The 23,067-nt window shown below is 43.2% G+C and carries 20 protein-coding genes; 10 read left to right on the top strand and 10 right to left on the bottom strand.

The genetic code is table 11. The features are described from left to right. Position 1 precedes the first annotated feature (1 nt). Both IHE35_RS11505 and IHE35_RS11500 read right to left on the bottom strand, forming a co-directional pair. Positions 2-1,207 carry an acetyl-CoA C-acetyltransferase gene (locus IHE35_RS11505; protein WP_242787615.1) on the bottom strand — a complete coding sequence of 402 codons (1,206 nt, stop codon included), beginning with the start codon at positions 1,205-1,207 and terminating at the stop codon, positions 2-4. 215 nt (positions 1,208-1,422) lie between these two features. After that, the gene (locus IHE35_RS11500) at positions 1,423-2,433 is read right to left on the bottom strand and encodes an AraC family transcriptional regulator (RefSeq protein WP_004814497.1); all 1,011 of its coding nucleotides are present in this window, start codon (positions 2,431-2,433) and stop codon (positions 1,423-1,425) included. Between the two features lie 212 nt (positions 2,434-2,645). Here IHE35_RS11500 and IHE35_RS11495 point away from each other — a divergent pair, with 212 nt between their 5' ends. The 4 genes from IHE35_RS11495 to IHE35_RS11480 all read left to right on the top strand — a co-directional run bounded on the left by IHE35_RS11495 (position 2,646) and on the right by IHE35_RS11480 (position 7,603). Then, positions 2,646-3,767, top strand: coding sequence for a CaiB/BaiF CoA-transferase family protein (locus IHE35_RS11495; protein WP_242787613.1), 1,122 nt, complete (start codon positions 2,646-2,648; stop codon positions 3,765-3,767). Between the two features lie 256 nt (positions 3,768-4,023). Continuing rightward, a complete protein-coding gene (locus tag IHE35_RS11490; protein WP_242787611.1) occupies positions 4,024-5,667 on the top strand; it encodes a nitrite/sulfite reductase in 1,644 nt (547 codons plus the stop codon). Next, positions 5,660-6,145: a DUF934 domain-containing protein gene (locus IHE35_RS11485; protein WP_242787609.1), complete on the top strand. Its 486-nt coding sequence runs from the start codon at positions 5,660-5,662 to the stop codon at positions 6,143-6,145. The genes IHE35_RS11490 and IHE35_RS11485 overlap by 8 nt, the downstream gene beginning before the upstream one ends. Positions 6,146-6,616: 471 nt before the next feature. Further along, positions 6,617-7,603, top strand: a complete 987-nt coding sequence (locus tag IHE35_RS11480; RefSeq protein ID WP_242787607.1) for a diaminopimelate dehydrogenase — start codon at positions 6,617-6,619, stop codon at positions 7,601-7,603. Between the two features lie 161 nt (positions 7,604-7,764). On the opposite strand, the gene IHE35_RS11475 is transcribed toward IHE35_RS11480, so the two are convergent. Together IHE35_RS11475 and IHE35_RS11470 are read right to left on the bottom strand one after the other, a co-directional pair. Then, complete coding sequence (locus tag IHE35_RS11475) at positions 7,765-8,940, bottom strand: thiolase family protein (RefSeq protein ID WP_242787606.1); 1,176 nt, start codon at positions 8,938-8,940, stop codon at positions 7,765-7,767. Between the two features lie 111 nt (positions 8,941-9,051). Then, complete coding sequence (locus IHE35_RS11470; RefSeq protein WP_242787605.1) at positions 9,052-9,573, bottom strand: GspH/FimT family pseudopilin; 522 nt, start codon at positions 9,571-9,573, stop codon at positions 9,052-9,054. Positions 9,574-9,944: 371 nt separating this feature from the next. Here IHE35_RS11470 and omp38 point away from each other — a divergent pair, with 371 nt between their 5' ends. Together omp38 and IHE35_RS11460 are read left to right on the top strand one after the other, a co-directional pair. Then, positions 9,945-10,988 carry an outer membrane protein Omp38 gene (gene omp38 / locus IHE35_RS11465; protein WP_242787604.1) on the top strand — a complete coding sequence of 348 codons (1,044 nt, stop codon included), beginning with the start codon at positions 9,945-9,947 and terminating at the stop codon, positions 10,986-10,988. 108 nt (positions 10,989-11,096) lie between these two features. Then, complete coding sequence (locus tag IHE35_RS11460; RefSeq protein WP_242787603.1) at positions 11,097-11,630, top strand: cysteine peptidase family C39 domain-containing protein; 534 nt, start codon at positions 11,097-11,099, stop codon at positions 11,628-11,630. 45 nt (positions 11,631-11,675) lie between these two features. Here the strand turns inward: IHE35_RS11460 and IHE35_RS11455 are convergent, their stop codons facing one another. The 3 genes from IHE35_RS11455 to IHE35_RS11445 form a co-directional block, all read right to left on the bottom strand. Beyond that, positions 11,676-13,139: an amino acid permease gene (locus IHE35_RS11455; protein WP_242790001.1), complete on the bottom strand. Its 1,464-nt coding sequence runs from the start codon at positions 13,137-13,139 to the stop codon at positions 11,676-11,678. Beyond that, on the bottom strand, positions 13,139-14,173 hold the full coding sequence (locus IHE35_RS11450) for a methyltransferase (protein WP_242787602.1): 1,035 nt from the start codon (positions 14,171-14,173) through the stop codon (positions 13,139-13,141). Before IHE35_RS11450 ends, IHE35_RS11455 begins: the two co-directional genes overlap by 1 nt. Positions 14,174-14,238: 65 nt before the next feature. Further along, positions 14,239-15,609: a uracil-xanthine permease family protein gene (locus IHE35_RS11445; protein WP_242787601.1), complete on the bottom strand. Its 1,371-nt coding sequence runs from the start codon at positions 15,607-15,609 to the stop codon at positions 14,239-14,241. Positions 15,610-15,771: 162 nt separating this feature from the next. On the opposite strand from IHE35_RS11445, the gene typA reads away from it, so the two are divergent. Next, on the top strand, positions 15,772-17,607 hold the full coding sequence (typA, locus tag IHE35_RS11440; RefSeq protein ID WP_242787600.1) for a translational GTPase TypA: 1,836 nt from the start codon (positions 15,772-15,774) through the stop codon (positions 17,605-17,607). Positions 17,608-17,766: 159 nt separating this feature from the next. Beyond that, positions 17,767-18,207 (top strand): large conductance mechanosensitive channel protein MscL, encoded by a 441-nt coding sequence (gene mscL, locus IHE35_RS11435; protein ID WP_242787599.1) that lies wholly within the window; start codon positions 17,767-17,769, stop codon positions 18,205-18,207. Between the two features lie 128 nt (positions 18,208-18,335). Here mscL and IHE35_RS11430 read toward each other — a convergent pair whose 3' ends face one another. Beyond that, positions 18,336-18,620: a peptidylprolyl isomerase gene (locus IHE35_RS11430; RefSeq protein WP_242787598.1), complete on the bottom strand. Its 285-nt coding sequence runs from the start codon at positions 18,618-18,620 to the stop codon at positions 18,336-18,338. Next, a complete protein-coding gene (gene mutM, locus IHE35_RS11425; protein ID WP_242787596.1) occupies positions 18,620-19,477 on the bottom strand; it encodes a bifunctional DNA-formamidopyrimidine glycosylase/DNA-(apurinic or apyrimidinic site) lyase in 858 nt (285 codons plus the stop codon). The genes IHE35_RS11430 and mutM overlap by 1 nt, the downstream gene beginning before the upstream one ends. 540 nt (positions 19,478-20,017) lie before the next feature. Between mutM and IHE35_RS11420 the strand changes: the two genes are divergently transcribed. Together IHE35_RS11420 and IHE35_RS11415 are read left to right on the top strand one after the other, a co-directional pair. Next, entirely contained in the window at positions 20,018-21,142 is a 1,125-nt protein-coding gene (locus IHE35_RS11420; protein ID WP_242787595.1) for an NADH:flavin oxidoreductase/NADH oxidase, read from the top strand. An 80-nt stretch (positions 21,143-21,222) separates the two neighbouring features. Further along, complete coding sequence (locus tag IHE35_RS11415) at positions 21,223-22,158, top strand: AEC family transporter (RefSeq protein WP_242787593.1); 936 nt, start codon at positions 21,223-21,225, stop codon at positions 22,156-22,158. A 48-nt stretch (positions 22,159-22,206) separates the two neighbouring features. Here the strand turns inward: IHE35_RS11415 and IHE35_RS11410 are convergent, their stop codons facing one another. Then, on the bottom strand, positions 22,207-23,025 hold the full coding sequence (locus IHE35_RS11410) for a tetratricopeptide repeat protein (protein ID WP_242787592.1): 819 nt from the start codon (positions 23,023-23,025) through the stop codon (positions 22,207-22,209). Positions 23,026-23,067: the final 42 nt, after the last annotated feature.

The following is a 23,067-nucleotide window of genomic DNA, read 5'->3' as shown; positions in this document are numbered from 1 at the left end:
CTTAGACCAGTTCAATAATGGTGGCAATGCCCATGCCGCCACCAACGCATAAAGTTGCTAATCCACGTTTTTTACCTTGGCGTTCCAGCTCATCTAGCAACGTGCCGAGAATCATGGCACCGGTCGCACCGAGTGGATGACCCATCGCAATGGCGCCGCCGTTGACATTGACTTTGGCAGGATCAATGTTGAGTTCTTTAATAAAGCGCATCACGACTGCGGCAAAGGCTTCATTGACTTCAAACAGGTCAATATCATCAATGCTAAGACCAGCTTTAGCCAAGGCTTTTCGTGCAGCCGGGGCAGGGCCGGTGAGCATAATGGTTGGATCAGCGCCCACCAGTGCAGTCGCCAAGACTTTGGCACGGGGTTTTAAATTTTGTTCTTTGACAGCCTGTTCCGAAGCCAGCAGGACCAGTGCAGCACCATCCACGATGCCAGAAGAATTTCCTGCATGGTGCACATGACTGACTGCACCGACTTCTGGATATTTTTGCAGGGCAATCGCATCAAAGCCCATCTGTCCCATGCTGGCAAAGCTTGGGTTGAGTTTGCTTAGTGTTTCAATCGTCGTATTCGGTTTAATGAACTCATCTTTATCCAGAATCACCACACCGGTTTTGTCTTTAACCGGTACAATCGATTGATTAAAATGACCATTGGCCTGAGCTGTCGCCGCTTTTTTCTGGGACTGTTCTGCGAAGCTATCTACATCATCACGGCTATAACCATCAATGGTCGCGATCAGGTCGGCACCAATGCCTTGTGGAATAAAGTCACAAGCCATATTGGTTTCAGGATCGAGCGCCCAGGGACCACCGTCCGAACCCATCGGCACCCGGGACATGGATTCCACTCCACCCGCAACAACCAGATCTTCCCAGCCGGAGCGGACTTTTTGTGCGGCCATATTCACAGCTTCCAGACCAGAAGCGCAGAAACGGTTAATCTGTACACCCGCCACATCATTGTCCCACCCAGCTGCAATCGCGGCAGTTTTGGCAATATCAGCGCCCTGGTCACCAATCGGGGTGACACAGCCCAAGACAATGTCATCAATCTTGGAGGTATCTAGGGAATGACGGTCTTTCAGTTCATTCAGCAGAGTGGTGAGTAAACTGATCGGTTTGACTTCATATAAGGATCCATCCTTTTTGCCCTTGCCACGTGGCGTGCGAATGGCATCGATGATATAGGCCTCGCTCATACAATTTCCCTTTTTTGAATGGATAAGATTTGTTCTAATAATTTTGAGTGTAATGATTCTTTAGCTAAGCGCAATGACGAGAACGGACCAGGTCATTTGAGCAATCTGGTCAATGGCAATGATAAAAGGTTCAGACAAAAAATGCCCAAGTCTGGAGCTTGGGCATGAACTGAGATTAGCAAAAGAGCTAATGCTGAATATGAAGATGATGTGGCTTAATGGTAACCGTGTAACTGGCGATATAAACCTGGTGTGACACCAGTCCATTTTTTGAAGGCACGGTGGAAGGTACTGGTTTCACTGAAACCGACCTGTTGAGCGACATCTTCTAGGGTTAAATCTGGGTTTAACAACAGGTGAATTGCAGCATCTCGACGCAATGCATCTTTAACACCTTGATAACTCTTGCCTTCAGCAGCCAGACGACGACGTAAAGTTTGTGGAGATAGATACAGCATGGAAGCGACATCATTCAGCGTCGGCATTTCTTCACCGATCTGGCTCTTCAGTACATCACGAATACGGGAGGTGAGAGAATTGGTATTTTTAAATTTCACCAACAGTTGAGCAGGTGCAGCTTTCAGGAATTCTTCAAGTGTTTCTTCATTCTGACGGATTGGCAAATCCAGATAATCCGCTGCAAAAGTAATTTCTGTACGCGGCGCGTCAAACTGCATCACGGGTGCAAAGAATAATGCATCGTATTCATCAGCATGATTTGGACGTGGGTAGCTAAAATGTACGCGTTCCAGTGGCAGGCGACGTTCAATCAACCAGGACGCCAGACCATGCCAGATCATCAGCATGCTTTCAGTGATGAAATGATCCGGATCCATCTCTTTCGGAATTTGAGGGACTAAACGTGCTTCGTGCTTGTCACGTTCCAGTGTCACAGCCCAGTCATCGCCAAACAGCTTGTAAAACTGGGACGAAAGTTCCAGCGCATCACCCAGAGTTTTAGCGTGGATAATCAGCTGACACATGATGGCGAATGTACCCAGACGGCGAGGCTGTTTGTCAAAGCCCACATGCTCGTCCTGTGTCACCATCCACAGCATTTTAATAAAACGGGTATATTGTTCTGGCGAGATACGGGCCTTAGGCTGATGCAGAAGTTCAGCTTCAATACCAACATGAGACAATAACGTATCGACGTCCATGCCGAGACGCTTCACGCCGTAGAGTGCAGCGTTAACGAAATGGATACTGATCGTATCGCGACTCATGTTTAATCCTTCAGTCTCTTTGATGTTCACTAATGCTTGACCTAATTGACAACAAATAATAAATCAATGGCAATTTACAAAATCTGATTTGCCATTTGTTACATATTAAATTGCCGAAATGATCAAGGTAAATGGCTGAACATGACATTGTTTTTGTGTGTTTATGTTTCTAAGATGCATAAAAAACCAACATAAATAGAGTAAATATTCTAATGTCTCATGCCTTAAAAGGATTGAAAGTCCTCGATTTTTCTACACTTTTACCTGGCCCCTTTGCCACTATGTACTTGGCAGACCTCGGTGCCGAGGTTGTGCATATTGAATCACCGACACGTCCTGACCTGTTGCGATTAGTGCCACCGTACGCAAATGGGCAGGCAACTGCGCACAATTATTTGAATCGTAACAAACAATCTATCACGCTGGATCTTAAAAATCGTGACTGTATCGAACAGATCAAAACCAGGATTTCTGATTATGACATTGTGGTTGAACAGTTCCGTCCCGGTGTGATGCAACGTTTGGGACTAGATTACGCCACCTTGGCTGAAATCAATCCACGACTTATTTATTGTTCCATTACTGGCTATGGGCAAACCGGTTCTTATAAAGATAAGGCCGGACATGACATTAATTACCTGGCTTTATCTGGAATTGCCGGACATAGCGGTCGGGTTCAGGGTGGTCCACCGGTATTAGGCATTCAGGTGGCAGATGTTGCTGGCGGTTCCATGCATGCAATTATCGCCGTTCTGGCAGCGGTGATTGAACGCCAGCGTAGCGGGATGGGACAGTATATTGATATTTCCATGACCGATTGCACGGTGACCTTAAACAATATGGCTGCTGCCGCCAGTCTGGCGGCAGGTGTGCATGCCCAACCAGAATCCGGTCATCTTAACGGGGGCAGTTTTTATGATTATTACCAAACCCAAGATGGTCGTTATCTTTCCATTGGCAGCTTGGAGCCCAAATTTATGCAGGGTTTAGCACAGGCATTGCAGCTACCCATTCTGTTAGAAAAAGGTTCATCCTTAGATGTCCAAGATCGGACAGAAGTGAAAGCAGCAATCCAAGAGAAAATTCGCAGTAAAACTTTGCATGAGTGGCAGACTATATTTGCTGCTTTAGATGTGTGTGTGGAGCCGGTATTACACCTAGATGAAGCTTTACATTCACAATTGGCACAAGAGCGGGGCTGGGTTGTACAGGTTCCAGTCAAAGCAGGTGAGCAGAAGACTGAGCCACAGCTGGCCTGTCCAATCAAATTTTCCCGTTCCAGCTCACGTTATAATTTTATTGGACAGGCACTGGGTGAATCTGAACAGTGGTAAAGTTTCAGACCTTTTAATGATTATTTATCAATCAGCAGCGGTGAGCTGTTTTTATATGAAAATAAATGCTAAGGATCTAAAAAATAAATTATTATTAGTTGAAAAGTGGTTTTGCTCGACAAATCCTTTAAATCACTGAATTTCTGGTAGGCTTATCAATAAAATCGCTATGAAATATGTATAAAAAGCATTTTATTGATAGTTTTAATCTCGTTATCCTTGCCGACGATATAATAGAAACTACTAGCTGTACGCCATGTATTTATATACTGATTTCGATCAGCAACTGATTAATGAACGTGTTGCACAGTTCCGTGACCAAACGGAACGTTACTTAGCGGGCAAATTGACGGAAGATGAATACCGTCCGCTCCGCCTGCAAAATGGTCTATATGTACAACGTTATGCGCCAATGCTGCGTGTAGCCGTGCCGTATGGTCTCATGAACTCTAACCAACTTCGTAAAATTGCTGAACTTGCGAAAGAGTATGACCGTGGCTATGCACACGTTTCAACGCGCCAAAACTTCCAGTTCAACTGGCCTGCGCTTGAAAACGTGCCTGACATGTTGCAAGAATTGGCATCAGTACAAATGCATGCAATTCAAACGTCTGGTAACTGTATCCGTAATACAACGACTGACCAATATGCAGGTGTCGTTGCAGGTGAGATTGCCGATCCGCGTCCAACATGTGAGTTGATCCGTCAATGGTCTACCTTCCATCCTGAATTCGCATTCTTGCCACGTAAGTTCAAGATTGCTGTTTCTGCGCTGGAAGAGATCGACCGTGCAGCAACTTCATTCCATGATATCGGTGTATATATCGTGCGTAATGAAGCAGGTGAGATGGGCTACAAGATCAAAGTCGGTGGCGGTTTAGGTCGTACCCCGATTATTGGTAGCTTTATCCGTGAGTTCTTGCCACGTGAAGATTTAATTGCTTACTTAGAAGCAGTGCTTCGTGTGTATAACTTACATGGTCGTCGTGACAACAAATATAAAGCACGTATCAAAATCTTAGTAAAAGCACTGACACCTGCAGTGTTTGCTGAGAAAGTTGAAGCTGAATTTGCGCACACTGTAAAAACATTGAAAATTGATGCTGACACCTTGGCGAAAATGGATGAAAACTTCATGCCATTTGCGTACCAGGATTATGCAGATGAAGATTTCTCTGAACAGTTCGCTGCACATCCGAAATTCAAGCAATGGTTCAACATCAATACCAATGCGCACAAAGTGAAAGGCTATCGTATTGTTACGATTTCACTGAAACGTGCTGGCGTTGCACCGGGTGACGTGACCACTGAAGAAATGAATCTGATTGCTGATCTTGCAGACAAGTACACCTTCGGTGAACTCCGTACCACGCATGAGCAAAACATTGCCCTTGTCGATGTACCACAAAAAGATTTATTCGAATTGTGGCAAACACTTGAACAAGCGAATTTGGCTCGCGCGCATATTGGTTTCTTGACCGACATTATTTGCTGCCCGGGCGGTGACTTCTGTTCATTGGCCAATGCAAAATCAATTCCAATTTCTGAAGCGATTTCACGCCGTTTTGATGATCTTGATACCATTTATAACCTTGGTAAATTGGACCTCAACATCTCAGGTTGTATGAATGCGTGTGGTCACCACCATGTGGGGAATATCGGTATCTTGGGTGTAGACAAAAAAGGTGCTGAATTCTACCAAATCACTTTAGGTGGTAATGCAGACCATGATGCATCGATTGGTGACATTCTTGGACCATCGTTTGCAGCAGATCGTATCCCTGATGTAGTTGAAGAAATCTTAAATACCTATCTTGACCTGCGTCAGGAAGGTGAAGAGTTTATCGATACTTACCGTCGTGTCGGCATCCAACCATTTAAGGAGCGTGCATATGCTTAATACCGCACTACAAGTGCTCTCTAAAGATGGCACGATTGCAGACAACACTTACCAATTGATTGCTGAAGATGGCGTATTACCACAAGGTGATGTAGTTTTGACTGTTGAGCAGTTAGACCAAATTGCCAATGTTTCAGGCAAAAAAGCATTGTACTTAACGGTTGATGCTTCACCTGAAACCAATGAATTCCCGCTAGATCAACTTGATGCAATTTTCATTGAGTTTGCCGGTTTTAACGATGGTCGTGGCTATTCATTTGCAGCTTTACTTCGTCGCCAAGGTTTCCAGGGCGAACTGCGTGCAACAGGTGACGTGTTTAAAGACGTGTTGAACTATATGAAGCGTTCTGGTTTTGATACTTTCGTGATTAAAGAAGGTAAAGATATTCAGGAAGCGGCAGCAGGTTTAGGTGATTTTACTCATCCATACCAAGCATCAACTGCAGTACCAAAACCAAATTATCAAACAGGTGCTTAATTGAATTAAGCCCTTCAAAAAGCTGGACTTCGGTTCAGCTTTTTTGTTTTTAGAATAATTAAAAAGAATGACGTGAAATCAATACAACGGACTGAATGTACAGCGGGATTGATTGCATAGCATGATGAATCCACAGCTGTTTTATCTATTTTGACCTCTCATTAGGCATAGCGCATTGTTGCACATCTGCTTGCTCATCTATAGAGGATTTATTTGAAAAAGGCATGTATATGATTGAACTTTTATGGTGATACATCTGCTGTAATTTTGTGCATATTGATCCGCTAGATACCAAACAATCGTGTTTATTTGCGTCAAATTGGTGCTAATTATTGTAGTATAAGGATTATTCAGCTGAGCTTTCTTGGTGCAGCTCGGATGACGATCTTGTAAATAGAACAGATCTTTCAAATTGTGATCGAGATCATTGCTATTTATAAGTCTTTATATTTTTTCAGTGATACATTAGTTATGCAAAATTCGATTCGTGTCGGGATTGTCGGTTACGGCAACTTAGGTCGTGGCGTTGAAACGTCAATTCAAAAAAACCCAGATTTACAATTAGTGGGTATCTTCTCACGCCGTGATCCTGCAACGGTTTCTCCGTGTTTCAACGATACTCAAGTGTATCGTATGGACGATTTGAGCGACTTCCAAGATAAAATTGATGTACTGATTTTATGTGGCGGTTCAAAGGATGACCTTCCAAAGCAAACTCCTGAATTGGCGCAAATGTTCAATACAGTGGACAGCTTCGATACGCATGCACGTATCCCAGAATTCTTTGATGCAGTGAATGTGCCTGCATTGGCAAACAAGAAAACGGCAATGATCTCGATTGGTTGGGATCCAGGTATGTTCTCAATTAACCGTTTATTTGGTGAAGCACTGCTTCCTGATGGTGAAACATATACTTTCTGGGGCAAAGGCTTAAGCCAAGGTCACTCCGATGCAATTCGTCGTGTTGAAGGTGTAAAAGCAGGCGTGCAATACACGATTCCTTCAACGGAAGCAATCGACAAAGTCCGTAGCGGTGTACGTCCAAACTTGAGCACGAAAGACAAACATACACGTGAATGCTATGTAGTGCTTGAAGAAGGTGCAGATGCGCAAGCGGTTGAGCAAGCGATTGTGACCATGCCAGACTATTTTGCTGACTATAATACAACTGTAAACTTCATTGATGAAGCGACTTTAGCTGCTGAACACAACACCATGCCACATGGTGGTTTTGTGATTCGTAGTGGTAACAGCAGTGAAGCACATAACCAAGTGATCGAGTTCTCTTTGAAACTGGACAGTAATCCTGAATTTACGGCAAGTGTATTAGTTGCCTATGCACGTGCAACATATCGCATGAACCAAATGGGGCAGTACGGTGCGAAAACAGCATTTGATGTTGCACCAGGTCTACTTTCAATGAAGTCACCTGAACAACTTCGCAAAGAAATTCTTTAATCATTACGTATAAAAAGCCTCCGATTGGAGGCTTTTTTTATTGCTTCTCCCTCTCCTTTAAGGAGAGGGCTGGGGAGAGGTAGATTTTCATCCTTCTCCTTGTGAACTCAGAATATATTCTGAGGATTCTCATCTCCCTGAGGGAGAGAGGACTTAAGGCTTTAGATTAACTCAATCGCGACTGCAGTTGCTTCACCACCACCAATACATAGCGCTGCAACACCTTTTTTGCCGCCAGTGCGCTTTAAAGCATGGATCAAAGTCAGGATAATGCGAGAACCTGTAGAACCCACTGGATGACCTAGTGCACAAGCACCACCATTAATGTTTACTTTTTCCGGATCAAGCTTGAACTCATCCATTGGGCACATGGTGACCATGGCAAAGGCTTCATTAATCTCCCAAAGATCTACTTCTTCAGCGGTCCAGCCTGCTTTATCCAGTACTTTCTGAATAGCGCCAACAGGTGCAATCGTGAACTCTGATGGATGTTGAGAGTTTGAAGCGTAGGCAACAATTTTTGCCAGTGGGTTTAAACCTTGAGCTGCCGCATTGTCAGCAGAGGTTAATACTAATGCAGAGGCACCATCAGAAATAGAGCTGGCATTGGCTGCAGTAATGGTACCATCTTTGGCAAAAGCAGGGCGCAATGTTGGAATTTTATCAATATTGGCATTGAATGGCTGTTCGTCTTTATCTACCACTACATCACCTTTACGGGTAGAAACAGTGACTGGCACAATTTCATCTGCAAAGTAGCCTTCATTTACCGCAGTTTGTGCACGCTTTAATGAACGAATGGCAAAGTCATCCATCTGTTCACGCGTATAACCTTTGGTATTTGCCATATCTTGGGCAAAAGAACCCATCAGGCGACCAGTTTCTGCATCTTCTAAACCATCCAGGAACATATGGTCTTTAATTTCACCGTGGCCCATTCGCAAACCGCCACGTGCTTTAGGTAGTACATATGGCGCATTGGTCATAGATTCCATACCACCTGCAACTACATAAGTTGCAGAACCGGCCTTGATCATGTCAGCAGCTTGCATCACTGCTTTCATGCCTGAACCACACAGCTTATTAATAGTAACAGCACCAGTGCTGTCGGGAAGACCCGCCTTACGCATCGCCTGGCGGGCAGGACCCTGTTTTAAACCGGCAGGAAGAACACAACCCATAATGACTTCTTCGATGTCCGTTGGTTGTAAACCTGCACGAGCAATGGCTTCTTTGATCGTCACAGCACCCAGGTCAGGCGCAGTCACACCTGATAAGCTGCCTTGAAAGCCACCCATGGCTGTACGTGCACCATTGACAATTACGATGTCAGTCATTGTTGTATCTCCGTATGAGTTTTAGTCATTTATTCTCGACCTAAGCAGTATATTGAAAAAACTGCAAGATTAAAGCTTCAAAAAAGTTGAAACATAAACCAGGCAGTTTTCTCAGCATGTACTAAGATTCTCTTTACGCAGATGCCCCATTTTGCTGAGTACAATTCTATAGTAATGGGAATGCTGAAAAGAACAGTAGTAAAAGCTGCCATTGGAGCCAATAGGTAAATTGGTCTGCGCCTGATAATTGACACTTGGGATACTTAAAGCACCTCTCCAATCCAGCTGCCCATATTTGAGCTTCAAATGATCAACATGCAGTACGGTTTCGCCGGCATCAACTTGTCTATTTTTATTTTGATCGACAAATACCAACCAGGCATTGCTCCACTGATTCGTTTGACAGGTTGATAGATTTAATGTGGGACAAATCACAATATTCTGACGTAATACTGCTGATTGACTACGTGCATAGCGATTCACCGCTGTAATCTTCTGATAAATACTGTTAGCTTCTTGTTTTGACTGATATTCTTGAAAGAAAGGAACTGCTAGGGTTGCAAGTATTGCAAGAATGGAGATGACAACAATAAGCTCCACAATTGTGAACGCATTATTTCTTTTTATATACATGGTTTAACCTATTTATATATTATTTTTATCGGAAACATGCTATTAATTGGGCGTTTTTTAATGCTTTTTTTTATTTACCTAGTATTTTTGTACTTGAAATAGGAGAAAGCTGTTAAAATTAGGTAAGAGACAATAAGGTATTCACAACAAAAAATTGAGTAAAAATTTACCGAATTACAACGGAAATTGTAAGTAATTTTGTCAATAATTTACTTGATTAGATTAATCAAGCACTTGGAAAATTTATTCAGTGTTTGTATGATTCCCTGTGAATAGCTTAAAAATAAAACTGGGGTAAAAGAAGCCTATCTCAGGAAAGCCAATTTAGGCTTGAGCTTGAACAACAATTGTTATCTCTGGAGGATAAATCCATGAAAATGAGTCGTATTGCTTTAGCAATGCTCGTAGCTGCGCCATTCGCTGCTGCAAACGCAGGTGTAACTGTTACTCCACTATTAGTGGGTTATAACTTTGTAGACACTAAACACAACAATGACAAATTAACAAATGGTCCTGAACTTCAGGATGATTTATTTGTTGGTGCTGCACTTGGTGTTGAATTGACTCCATGGTTAGGTTTTGAAGCTGAATACTCACAAGTTAAAGGTGATGTAGAACTTGCTGATGTAGAAATTGGTGAGTACAAGAAACAGCAAATTGCTGGTAACTTCTATGCAACTTCTGATTTGATCACTAAAAACTACGATAGCAAAATCAAGCCGTACGTACTTTTAGGTGCTGGTCATGTTAAAACTGAAGGTAAAGATGGCTTCGCTTTTGAAGAAGAAAGCACTATCGGTAATACTGGTTTAGGTGCTTTCTGGCGCTTAAACGATGCTTTATCTCTACGTACTGAAGCTCGTGCTACTTATAACTTCGACAACGAATTCTGGGACTACACAGCTTTAGCTGGTCTTAATGTTGTTCTTGGTGGTCACTTGAAGCCAGCTGCTCCTGTAGTTGAAGTTGCTCCAGTTGCTCCAATCGCTCCAGTTGCTCCAGCACCACAAGAGTTAACTGAAGACCTTAACATGGAACTTCGTGTATTCTTTGATACAAATAAATCAAACATCAAAGATCAATACAAACCAGAAATCGCGAAAGTTGCTGAGAAGTTAGTTGAATACCCTAACGCTACTGCTCGCATCGAAGGTCACACAGATAACACTGGTCCACGTGCTCTAAACGAACGTTTATCTCTTGCTCGTGCTAACTCTGTTAAATCTGCTCTTGTAAGCGAATACAACGTTGATGCTTCTCGTTTGTCTACTCAAGGTTTCGCTTGGGATCAACCGATTGCTGACAACAACACTAAAGAAGGTCGTGCTATGAACCGTCGTGTATTCGCGACTATTTCTGGTAGCCGTACTGTTCTAGCTGAACAACCAGTTGCAGAGCAACCAGTTGCTCAATAATTTATTATTGAACACTGATTAAAAAAAAAGCGGCTCTTATGAGTCGCTTTTTTTATTACCCTGATTTGACTACACTGCATAGCCCTAAACCTGTTTTTGAGTCTGAGCATGAGTGTGGAACTTCCTGAAGATTTACAGAATCTGGAGGCTAATAGTGGAATCTATGCGATCTGGATGATTTTTCATCACTATGGTATAGATTTGCATATTCCGGATCTGATCCAGCTCACACACCATAACCCTGAAATGGGAACCTCCAGTATTGCACTTGCAGTTGCTTTAAAAACACTGGGTTTGGATGTCGATTTTTACACTGAACATGATCCAGATAAACAGCCCATTGAAATTGAGTTTTATCAACAAGCATCTCGATTAAGAATCCCGGTTATAGAACAGCCATTGTCTTATGCAGAAATTCAGGAACATGTAGAAGCTGGACGTTTTGTGATTGTGTTCTATGACACCCTAGAGGGAGTCGGGAATCATTCTTTGGTGTATGAAATCAATGAAACTGAAATTAGCTTCTTTGACAGTTTTGAGTCTATGCCAAAAGAGGTATTTGAGCAGCAACATCGGGCAGAGGGGATCTGTCAGCAAGCCATCGTCATTGACGATCGAAATTTTGTTATGCGACACAGTTAATGCAATAAAAAAGCAGCCATTCAGGCTGCTTTTTCAGTTCAAAAATTATTCACGATCTATTTTCATAGGCTGAACATCCATTTCTTTATAAGAAATGAGTTTGGTGTTGTGTTTCCACTTATAACCTAACCAGATCGCCAGGAATAAGAAAATACCAATGTAAGTGGAAAGCACTGCAAGCCATTCACCATTCAGTACGGCCTGATAGTTTTGCCCCAGTACTACAATCGCACATAGCACAAAAGCAAACCATGGTGCAAACGGGAAGAACTTGGCACGATAAGCCAGATCCTCAAGTTTATAACCTTGAGCCAGATATCCTTTGCGGAAGCGGTAATGGGATATGGCAATACCCAGCCATACAATAAATCCACACATACCAGACATATTGAGTAGCCAGTTAAATACTTCCTGTTCACCAATAAATGTCGTCAGGAAGCACAGTGCAGCAATCGCAGTCGTGGCATATAGTGCATTCATTGGCACACCGCGCGCATCCAGACGACCAAACAATTTTGGTGCACTGCCTTTACGTGCCATATCAAACAGCATACGGGTAGAGGAGTACATGCCCGAGTTACCCGCAGACAGAATTGCAGTCAGAATCACCGCATTCATGACACTGGAAGCGAAGGCAAAACCAGCTTGTTCATACAGCAAAGTGAAAGGCGAAAGCGCAATATCTTCACTCGATGCTGCCTGTAAAAGGCGTGGATCATCATAGGCAATCAGGGTGCCAATAATGAAGATACATACGATATAGAATAACAGGATACGCCAGAAAATCTGCTTGATTGCTACAGGAATGGTTTTCTGCGGATCTTTAGATTCACCTGCAGCCACGCCTACCATTTCAGTCCCCTGGAAGGAGAATCCGGCAATCATCGCCACCCCGATCAGGGCAGCTAAGCCGCCAACAAATGGTGCTTCACCTTTGCTCCAGTTGGCAAATGCAGAAACATCAGGTGTCAGCATGATTTTTGCAATCATGAAGATACCAATAATAATAAATGCAATAATCGCCAGTACTTTGATTAAGGAGAAGAAGAATTCAGATTCACCAAAGCCTTTTACCGTCAGCGCATTAATTCCAAAGACCACAGCCAGGAACAGGGCGCTCCAGTAAAAGCCAGGAATGTCCGGGAACCAGAATTTCATAATGAACTGGACTGCAACCAGTTCAAAGGCTACGGTAATCGCCCAGTTATACCAGTAATTCCAGCCTAGTGCGAAACCAAAACCACCCTCGACATATTTAGTACCGTAAGTAAAGAAGGCACCTGAAGTTGGGTTATGGGTTGCAAGCTCACCTAAGCTGGTCATCAGGAAGTAAATCATGACACCAATGAGCGCATACGCAAGTAATGCACCACCTGGTCCGGCATTGGCAATGGTCGCACCTGAAGCCAGGAACAAACCTGTACCAATTGATCCACCAATGGCGATCATATTCAGATGACGAGCACTTAGCTTACGCTGCAGCTGTGTGCTGTTTTGAGTTTCGCTCATCATGATTCCTTAACATTTTTTTGAGTGCTGGCGAAAAGCACCTTGAAGCCTTGTTGATCAGTTTTGACTGTACACTGGCCAAAATTTTGCTCAATTAAAATCGGGTAATTCAAGAAGCGGTTCGCCACAATCCATAATTCACCACCAGACTTGAGATGACGACGTGAAGTTTTGCACAGATTTTCACTGGCATCATAGTTGGTTTGAATGCCTTGATGGAAGGGAGGATTGCTGACGATGGCGTGCAAAAATAATGGTGCATCTTCAATCCCGCTCACTGCCTTAATTTCAAGTTGCTCAGGCTCAAGCTGATTTTTCTCAAAAGTCATTTTGGTAGAGGCTAATGCAAAAGCATCCACATCTAATGCGAAGATACGATTGTTTGGATTGAGTTTGGCAAGATAGGCGCTGATGACGCCAGCACCACAACCAAAGTCAGCAATTTTACCTGAGGTCACTTCAGACAGGTAAGGCAGGAAAACTGCTGTACCCACATCCAGATGATTCTGGCTGAATACCCCAGGAAGTGCACAAATCTGTAAATCACCTTTAGGAGTAGAGACGCTATAGGTTTGTGCCCAGTCAGCTAAGGCTTTTTTCTCGACGCTGCAGTCTAGGGTCAATTGCCACAACTGGCAATGTCGTGCACTGTCCAGTTTAAGCGTTTTACCGTAAGGCTGAAGCTGTTTCGCTGCACGTTCCACGCCGCCCTTTTTCTCGCCCACCAAAAAGACATGACTGCCTTGTTTTAGGTGAATCGCGACATTATGAATGAGATAGTTCAGTAATTCTTTGGATTTTGGAACAAAAATTACAGCCTGATCAAATTTACCTTCAGGAAATTCTGCACCAAAATGTACATCGGCTTGCTGGGTCTGAAAATACAGGTAATCATTATAATTCCATGTCCACACTGCAGCCTGAATAGATTGATTAAATTCAGCCAGCAGGTGATCTGTTGGAGGATTAATCAGCAGTACACGACCCGACAAATAATCATATTGTCTTAATAAGACTTCGCTTTTAGCATCCATAGGAATCTCTCCAATAGAAAAACACTGTCCAGGTTCAACTCAGACAGTGTTTTCTGGACATGAACTTACTTCTTTGTTTCAGGAAGTACAATATTTAGAATCAAGGCTGCAATACCGCCGGTCGCAACACCAGAACTAAAGATATTACGGAATAATTCAGGAAGATGTTCCAGAATCTGTGGAACCTGTGCCACACCCAAGCCTAATGCAAGAGAAATTGCAATGATCAGTAGGGCACGACGGTCCAGGTGAATACCCGACAGAATGTTAATACCAGATGCAGCGACTGCACCAAACATCACCATTACTGCACCACCAAGCACTGCTTGAGGAACAGCCTGAATCACGCCAGCCACTGCGGGAAGTAAACCTAGAATGACTAAAAGAGCGGCAATCCAGATCCCGACATAACGACTTGCTACACCAGTCAACTGAATCACACCGTTGTTTTGTGCAAATACAGAACTTGGGAAGGTATTGAATAAACCCGCAAGTAAAGAGTTCGCACCATTCACTAACACGCCACCTTTAATACGTTTCATCCAGGTTGGGCCATCGACTGGCTGGTTAGAGAGTTTAGATGTCGCAGTAATGTCACCAATGGCTTCTAATGAAGTCACCAAATAAATAAATGCCATTGGAATGAATAAGCTCCAGGAGAAGCTTAAACCAAAATGCATTGGTGTTGGAATCTGAACCAGTGGGGCATCTTTTAGGCCTTCAAAGTTCAGATGTCCCATAAAGCCAGCAAGGATATAACCTGCAACCAGTGCGATCAGAATTGCCGAACTTTTTACCCAGGTAATTCGTACACGATTCAGTAAAATAATCAGTGCCAGAACTGTACATGACATGATCAGGTTATCAGCATTCGCAAAGGTTTTATCATTCATGGCTTGATAACCACCACCCATGCTGATTAAGCCTTCTTTAATTAAAGTCAGACCAATCAGTAAAACCACAATCCCTGTGACTAAAGGTGTGATTAGCTTTTTAATCCATGGCAGGATTTGCGATACGCCCATTTCAATAAATGAACCTGCAATCACTACACCAAAGATCGAAGCCATGACTGCTTCTACTGGTGTGCCGGCAGCGACCATTGCCGAACCAATACCAATAATTGGACCAATAAAGTTAAAGCTGGTGCCTTGAACAATCAGCAGTCCAGCACCAAATGGACCAACTTTCTTGGATTGTAAAAAAGTCGCGATCCCTGAAATGACCAAGGACATGGATAAAATCATATTGGTATCTTCTTTAGAGACACCAAGTGCCAGACAGATCAGCAGGCCTGGAGTCACAATTGGGACAATAATGGCCAGTAAATGCTGGAATGCGGCTAAAAATGCGATAAACGGTTTAGGACGATCTTCAAGACCATAAACGAGGTCAAGTTGATCTTTAGGGGGGGGAGATTGATTAAAATCAGACATATGTCAATGCAAATTAAGGCTGAGTGGCGCTATTCTAATCGAGTTACACGTCATTACAAAAGTAATTGGAAAAAAAATTGACGATGTCAACAAACTGTCACTGTCAAAAGTTTGTATTTTTCTGTATAATTTGCCCTCAAATTTAATACGTATCGAATTTACATGTCAGATATTAAAACTCTCCGTAACATCGCCATTATTGCGCACGTCGATCATGGTAAAACCACTCTTGTAGACAAACTTTTGCAACAATCAGGTGCTCTCGGTGATCGCGCGGGTGAGATCGAGCGTGTCATGGATTCTGGCGCTATTGAAAGTGAACGTGGTATTACCATTCTTGCAAAAAACACTGCAATTAAATGGACTGATGCACGTACTAACACAGAATATCGCATTAACATCGTTGACACCCCGGGACACGCCGACTTCGGTGGTGAAGTTGAACGTGTTCTTTCTATGGTTGACTGCGTATTGCTTCTTGTAGACTCACAAGAAGGTCCAATGCCACAAACTCGTTTCGTAACGCAAAAAGCGTTCGCACGTGGTTTGAAGCCAATCGTAATTATCAACAAAGTCGACAAGCCAAGCGCGCGTCCTGACTGGGTAATTGACCAAGTATTCGATTTGTTCGATAACTTAGGTGGTACTGACGAACAGTTAGACTTCCCAGTGGTTTACGCTTCTGGCCTTCGTGGTGTAGCGGGTCCTTCTCCTGAAGAACTAGCTGAAGACATGACTCCGTTGTTCCAAACAATCGTAGACATCGTTGAACCACCAGCAGTTGACGTTGATGGTCCATTCCAAATGCAAGTGTCTTCACTTGACTATAACAGCTTCGTAGGCGTTATCGGTGTTGGTCGTATTCAACGCGGTTCAGTGAAATTAAACACACCTGTAACTGTGATCGACAAAGATGGCAAAACACGTAACGGCCGTATCTTAAAAATCATGGGTTACCACGGTTTAGATCGCATTGATGTTGAATCTGCTCAAGCAGGCGACATCGTTTGTGTAACTGGTATCGATGCACTAAACATTTCTGACACAATCTGTGATCCGAAAGCAGTTGAAGCGTTACCACCACTTTCTGTAGACGAACCTACAGTATCTATGACCTTCCAGGTAAACAACTCACCGTTTGCTGGTAAAGAAGGTAAATTCGTGACTTCACGTAACATCCGTGAACGTCTTGATCGCGAATTGATCCACAACGTAGCACTTCGTGTTGAAGACACTGACAGTCCAGACCGTTTCAAAGTATCTGGCCGTGGTGAACTTCACCTTTCAGTTTTAATTGAAAACATGCGTCGTGAAGGCTTCGAAATGGGCGTATCTCGTCCACAAGTAATCATCAAAGAAATTGATGGTGAAAAGCAAGAGCCATACGAAAACGTGACGTTTGACGTTGAAGAACAGCACCAAGGCGCTGTAATGGAACAAATGGGTCACCGTAAAGGCGAAATGACCAATATGGAAGTTGACGGTAAAGGCCGTATCCGTATTGAAGCAACTGTCCCTTCACGTGGCTTGATTGGTTTCCGTTCAGAATTCCTGACGATGACTTCTGGTACTGGTATCATGACATCAAGCTTCTCGCACTACGGTCCAATGAAACAAGGTACTGTTGCGAAGCGTCAAAATGGTGTGTTGATTTCTATGGTTCAAGGTACTTGCCTTGGCTATGCATTGTTCACGCTGCAAGACCGTGGTCGTCTATTCGCTAAACCACAGTTAGAAGTTTATGAAGGTATGATCGTAGGTATTAACTCACGTTCAGACGACATGACTGTTAACCCGACTAAAGCGAAACAGTTAACAAACGTACGTGCATCAGGTACTGACGAGGCGTTAACACTTGTTCCTGCAATTGAATTCACGCTTGAACAAGCACTTGAATTCATTGAAGATGACGAGCTAGTTGAAGTAACACCGAAGTCAATCCGTATCCGTAAGCGTTACCTGACTGAAAACGAACGTAAACGTAACCGTGCTAAATAAGACCGGTCACTAATACGAAAAAGCCGCTGACTCTGTTCAGCGGTTTTTTTTTAGTAAAAAAGTTGGGTAATTTATATAAACTTGATAAATTAGTTTTAAATAGAATTATTTAACTAATGTATAATCCATCACAAAATTGTATAAAAAAATGGTGAAATTATGAGCATTATTCAGGAATTTAAGGAATTTGCAGTTAAGGGCAATGTTATGGATCTTGCAGTCGGTGTGATCATTGGCGGCGCTTTCGGTAAGATCATTGACTCAATGGTGAAAGACATCATGATGCCGTTGATCAGTTGGATCATGGGTGGTGATGTTGACTATTCAAATTGGTTCCTGGTATTGGGCGATAACCCAAACAACGTTTCAAACTTGGCTGCGGCACAAGAAGCTGGCTTGAATGTCTTTGCTTATGGTAATTTCATTACGATTTTAATTAACTTCTTACTCTTGGCTTGGGTCGTGTTCTGGTTGGTTAAAGTGATGAACAAACTGCGTCGTCAACAGCCTGCAGAGCCTGAAGCACCAGCAGCAACACCTGAAGATATTGCATTGTTACGTGAAATTCGTGATGAACTAAAGAAACGTCCTGAAGCTTAAGCTTTGTGGATAAAAAACGGCGCTTGGGGCGCCGTTTTTTATGGAATCCCTCCTGACCTCCCTTTAATAAAGGGAGGAAAAGTCCCTCTTTGTAAAAGGTGAGAAGCACTGCTTCGCAAGAGGGGGGATTAAAAATCCATTCGAAACTTAATTTCTACCAAATGAAAACCGAACTGACTTTTCACTGGTCCATGCAAAACACGTTCTGCTGCAGTAAAAACCAGTTTATCAATCACTGGAACAAGTTGGCCTTTTTTCACTTCACCGAGTTCACCACCGCGTTTGGCAGAGTTACAGGTCGAATATTGTTTGGCAATTTTGGCAAAATCTGCTCCTGCAAGAATCTTCTTCTTGAGCTGTTCGGCAGTATCCTTATCCTTGACCAGAATATGGCGGACGATTGCAGTCTTCATTATTTTTTACCTCGTACAGCTGCTGCACGTTTGCTGGAAAGCTTCACCTTTTTTAGTGGCTGGCATTCAGGGCAATAAACCGATGCACGTTGTCCTAATTTAATATTTTCCAGTGTGGTTTCACAGTTCACGCACATTTCTCCGACACGGCCATAAGCCAGCAGCGTTTGCTGGAAATAGCCATTTTCTCCCATGGCATTGGTATAGTCGCGTAAGGTTGAGCCACCTAGATCAATTGCCTGCTTTAAAATGCGCTTAATTTCAACAACCAGCTTTTCAATCTGCTCAAAACTCAAGGTAGAGGCAGGTTGTGCAGGGTGAATGCCCATATTGAATAGACTTTCGGTTGCATAAATATTGCCTACACCAACTACAACATGGTTGTCCATAATTGCAACTTTGGTGCCAACATTTTTATTTTTTAATTTTTCAAATAAGTATTCAGCATTAAAATTATCGCTCAATGGTTCAGGCCCAAGCGTATCAATCAGCTTGCTTTGCGATTGTGCATCCAGCCAGAGAATACAACCAAATCGACGCGGGTCATGATAACGAAGTTGAATATCTTCAAATTGAATAATCAGATGATCATGCTTACGCAATTCTTCACTGGCCTCACATAAGCGAAAACTGCCTGACATACCCAGATGCCATAGCATCGTATCCTGTTCAAATTGCGCCAGAATATATTTGGAACGGCGCGTCAGTTTAATCAGGCGTTGTCCTTGCAGGCGAGCAATATCCTCAGGAATCGGCCAGCGTAAACTTGATTGACGCACTTCCACGTGTAAAACTTGCTGATCAAGGAGAGGCAGGAGACTGGTTTTTGTAGTTTCAACTTCTGGTAATTCAGGCATAACATTTAGCAGCTAATATCATGAGGCTAATATTGGGCGTTTTATGCTTGAATGCAAGCCCTGTTTAAAAGAGAACTGAAGATGGAGGATAGAAATTTATTTTAATAATTGTTTAAAAAATAAATTTCAACATCGGGCTTATTTCAGCTTTTTAGATCTGAAAGGAGACAGATTTTAGATTTTATAAGAAAAAGTTAAGTCTAGCTTCCCTGCCATTCATGGTAACTGTGACTTCAGCTCAGGCTCAATCTGCATTTGATCCTCAAGGACACTACCTGTTAGGGGGCTGGGATGGGAAGTGTGCAGAACTTGCCCAGTAATAAGGTGTCAAGGTTGAAGCAAAGTGGCTAATGCTATGCCCAAACCTGCAAGATGTAGTAAATCCAGGGTCTAGCAACCAAGTAGATGATACATTAGTGCTCAGTTTAACTACATCAGTGATCTTCTAAAGTTGGATTGTTCACGCTATAACTAAACAGGCTCTTGAGAACCTGTTTTTATTTTGAATATAAATCAGCCAATAAGAAGAGGAAACATCGCGTGACATTACTCTTTCAACCCATGCAATTTGGATCATTGCAACTTGATAACAAAATCGTAATTGCTCCGATGTGCCAGTACTCTGCAACAGAGCAGGGTGAAATCACCTATTGGCATGAACAGCAATGGGCCAATTATGCTTTGTCTGGTGCCGGTTTATGTATTGTAGAAGCGACTGCTGTACAGCCAGAAGGTCGGATTAGCTATGCAGACCTGGGGTTGTGGAATGATACCCAGGCGGCACAGATCAAGACTCTGCTTGCGAAAGTGCGATCTCTTTCGCCAATGCCTTTTGCAATTCAGCTGGCACATGCGGGACGTAAAGCCTCGACAGATAAACCTTGGGGAGGCAAGGGCCAAATTGCACCAGATCAACCTTTGGGCTGGCAAACTGTCTCTGCCAGTGATATTCCTTTTCAGGCACATGAGCATCCGCCAAAAGCCCTAAGTGTTGATGAAATCCAGCAAGTGATTCAGGATTTTGCTGACAGTGCCAAACGTGCTGTTGAAGCAGGATTTGAGCTAATTGAGCTTCATGCTGCACATGGTTATTTGCTACATCAGTTTATGTCACCACTCTCGAATCAGCGCCAGGATCAATATGGCGGTTCATTTGAAAACCGCATTCGCCTGACTTTAGAGGTCTTTAAAGCAATCAAAGATGCGGTTCCTGAAGGCTATCCGATTGGTGTACGTATTTCTGCAAGCGACTGGATGAAAGGTGTTGAAAGCTGGAATATTGAGGCTTCTATTGAACTTGCTAAAGCGCTGGAAGCATTAGGTGCAGTCTATATCCACGTTTCGAGTGCAGGTTTACATGTAGACCAGAAAATTGATGTGCATCCGAATTATCAGGTTCCGTTTGCAGAAGCGATTAAAAAGGCGGTCAATATTCCAGTGATTGCGGTTGGATTGATTACAGAAGCGATGCAGGCAGAAGGAATTTTGCAATATGGACAGGCGGATGCTATCGCGCTTGCGCGTGCGATTTTATATGATCCACGTTGGCCATGGCATGCAGCTGCGACACTCGGTGAAACCGTAGAAGTTGCACCACAGTATTTGCGTTGTCAGCCACATGGTTTGCGTGATCTGCTGAAGCCTTTCTCCTCAGATCACACATAAAATCGCTTTTAATGAATGGAAATTAGTCGTTCAGGGATGAACATATCAGGGAACAATGCAGTATAACTGCAGAAAATTTAATGTTATTCAGTATTCTATTTCCAATTTGTGCTGTCGTGTTTTTAGGTTATATCGCTGCACGCACTCAATTTATCACACCCTCGCTGATTACGGCGATGAGCCAGTTTGTCATGAAGATTTCCTTGCCAGCTTTTCTGTTACAAGCCTTGGCAAGTAAAAATCTCAGCGATATCTGGAGTCCACAGTATTTTATTGCCTATGCAGGCGGTTCTTTGCTGCTGTATGCTTTAGTGTTTTTCTGTTGCCGGTATTTCTTTAAAGCCCCTCTCACTGAGTCAAGTGTGCTGGCCATGGGTGGTTCCATGTCCAATACCGGATTTATCGGCACGGCGATACTGACCTTATTGATTGGTTCACATTCAGCAATTTATCTTTCCTTAACCCTTATTGTAGAAAATCTGCTGATCGTGACCTTGATGCTGGTTTTGGCTGAACGTGGTCTGCAAGCTCCGGGTACAGCAGGCAAAAGTATCCTGGCTGGAACATTGCTGCGGATCTTCAAAAATCCGGTGATTGTTTCGATCATGCTGGGCATTCTGTGCATACTTTTGGATATTCAACTGCCAGAACTACTTGCATCTACCTTAAAAATGTTAGGGCAGACCGCATCGCCACTGGCCTTGTTTGTGATTGGTGGTAGTCTGATTGGCATGAATCTTAGGTCGCTTACTGCCTTTAGCTGGTTCCTGACAGCCATGAAAGTCATCGTCATGCCATTGCTGATTTTCAGTTTATTGTGGGCGTTCGATGTCAGTCGTGAGATGCTCTTTATCGGTACATTGCTGGCGGCATTGCCAATGCCAATCGCTTTGGGGATTTTTGCCCAGCATTATGGGGTGCAGGAAAAAGCTTTACCACCATTGGTACTCAGTACCTTAATGGGATTTATTGTGGTGGCAGTCATCCTGACTCAATCTGGATATTATCTCAGTTAAACATTTCAATAAAAAAGCCCCTGATTCGAGGCTTTTTTATATTAAAACTTAGCTTTTCTTTTGCGCCGTCGGTTGAGCAGGTTTCTTGCCTTGTTCAGCAATCATTTTGTCTACTGCTGCCAAAGACTCTTTGGCCTGTGGAATATTTTCCTGAGCCAAGGCACTAAAGATCTTCTTCGCTTCAGGCAGGTTTTGCGGCACGATATTACCATTGGCAAACATATTCGCTACTGCCATTAGGGCAGGGATATAGCCTTTCTTGGCAAGATCCTGAATTGAGCTTAAACCTTGCTGAATTGGTTTTTCATTTTTATTTTTAAAGCCCAGGCTGATGTCATACAGGGCTTTGGCATGAATTGCCTGGAAATTATCTTTTTTAATCAGTGGTTGAAGTTTTTTCAGTGCTTGCTGGTCAGAAGCAGGTTTGCCTTCAGCAAAAAGTAACACTGCCAGATCCACAGTAGCATCATCAAAACCAGTATTGGATGCACGTTCTAGATATTGTTTGGCTTTGGTCAGATCTTGTTTTAGGCCGAGTGTGCCACCTGCATAATTTTTACCAAGCACATAGTTGGCAACCGGGTAACCTTTGCTGGCTGACTGCTCATACAGTTGTACGGCTTTTTTCTCGTTTTTCACGGTGCCCTGACCAGTCTGTGTTAAATAGCCTAAGTTATACAGTGCTTGAGCATTACCTTTCTGTGCTAGCTCATTCAGTAAAGTGTGAGCACCTTTAAAGTCGTTGGCTTTTACTAGGGCTTCAACTTTGGCAAATTGAGGATCAACTGCTTCAGCTTTGGTATTTGCATTAGCAAGTGCATATTGAGATGAAACTGCGAGCATCGCAGCAAATATTATTTTTTTCATGGTTCCTGGACCTTGTTGTATGCAACACCTGATTCCGTGGTG

Source organism: Acinetobacter sp. ASP199, assembly GCF_022700675.1.
Classification (GTDB): Bacteria; Pseudomonadota; Gammaproteobacteria; order Pseudomonadales; family Moraxellaceae; genus Acinetobacter.
This window is presented reverse-complemented; position numbering and strand designations above follow the sequence as displayed.

Excerpts from the sequence above, each read along its gene's own strand:
- IHE35_RS11505 (WP_242787615.1), bottom strand. The coding sequence starts at position 1,207 with ATGAGCGAGGCCTATATCATCGATGCCATTCGCACGCCACGTGGCAAG.
- IHE35_RS11500 (WP_004814497.1), bottom strand. The coding sequence starts at position 2,433 with ATGAGTCGCGATACGATCAGTATCCATTTCGTTAACGCTGCACTCTAC.
- IHE35_RS11495 (WP_242787613.1), top strand. The coding sequence starts at position 2,646 with ATGTCTCATGCCTTAAAAGGATTGAAAGTCCTCGATTTTTCTACACTT.
- IHE35_RS11490 (WP_242787611.1), top strand. The coding sequence starts at position 4,024 with ATGTATTTATATACTGATTTCGATCAGCAACTGATTAATGAACGTGTT.
- IHE35_RS11485 (WP_242787609.1), top strand. The coding sequence starts at position 5,660 with ATGCTTAATACCGCACTACAAGTGCTCTCTAAAGATGGCACGATTGCA.
- IHE35_RS11480 (WP_242787607.1), top strand. The coding sequence starts at position 6,617 with ATGCAAAATTCGATTCGTGTCGGGATTGTCGGTTACGGCAACTTAGGT.
- IHE35_RS11475 (WP_242787606.1), bottom strand. The coding sequence starts at position 8,940 with ATGACTGACATCGTAATTGTCAATGGTGCACGTACAGCCATGGGTGGC.
- IHE35_RS11470 (WP_242787605.1), bottom strand. The coding sequence starts at position 9,573 with ATGTATATAAAAAGAAATAATGCGTTCACAATTGTGGAGCTTATTGTT.
- omp38 (WP_242787604.1), top strand. The coding sequence starts at position 9,945 with ATGAAAATGAGTCGTATTGCTTTAGCAATGCTCGTAGCTGCGCCATTC.
- IHE35_RS11460 (WP_242787603.1), top strand. The coding sequence starts at position 11,097 with ATGAGTGTGGAACTTCCTGAAGATTTACAGAATCTGGAGGCTAATAGT.
- IHE35_RS11455 (WP_242790001.1), bottom strand. The coding sequence starts at position 13,139 with ATGAGCGAAACTCAAAACAGCACACAGCTGCAGCGTAAGCTAAGTGCT.
- IHE35_RS11450 (WP_242787602.1), bottom strand. The coding sequence starts at position 14,173 with ATGGATGCTAAAAGCGAAGTCTTATTAAGACAATATGATTATTTGTCG.
- IHE35_RS11445 (WP_242787601.1), bottom strand. The coding sequence starts at position 15,609 with ATGTCTGATTTTAATCAATCTCCCCCCCCTAAAGATCAACTTGACCTC.
- typA (WP_242787600.1), top strand. The coding sequence starts at position 15,772 with ATGTCAGATATTAAAACTCTCCGTAACATCGCCATTATTGCGCACGTC.
- mscL (WP_242787599.1), top strand. The coding sequence starts at position 17,767 with ATGAGCATTATTCAGGAATTTAAGGAATTTGCAGTTAAGGGCAATGTT.
- IHE35_RS11430 (WP_242787598.1), bottom strand. The coding sequence starts at position 18,620 with ATGAAGACTGCAATCGTCCGCCATATTCTGGTCAAGGATAAGGATACT.
- mutM (WP_242787596.1), bottom strand. The coding sequence starts at position 19,477 with ATGCCTGAATTACCAGAAGTTGAAACTACAAAAACCAGTCTCCTGCCT.
- IHE35_RS11415 (WP_242787593.1), top strand. The coding sequence starts at position 21,223 with ATGTTATTCAGTATTCTATTTCCAATTTGTGCTGTCGTGTTTTTAGGT.
- IHE35_RS11410 (WP_242787592.1), bottom strand. The coding sequence starts at position 23,025 with ATGAAAAAAATAATATTTGCTGCGATGCTCGCAGTTTCATCTCAATAT.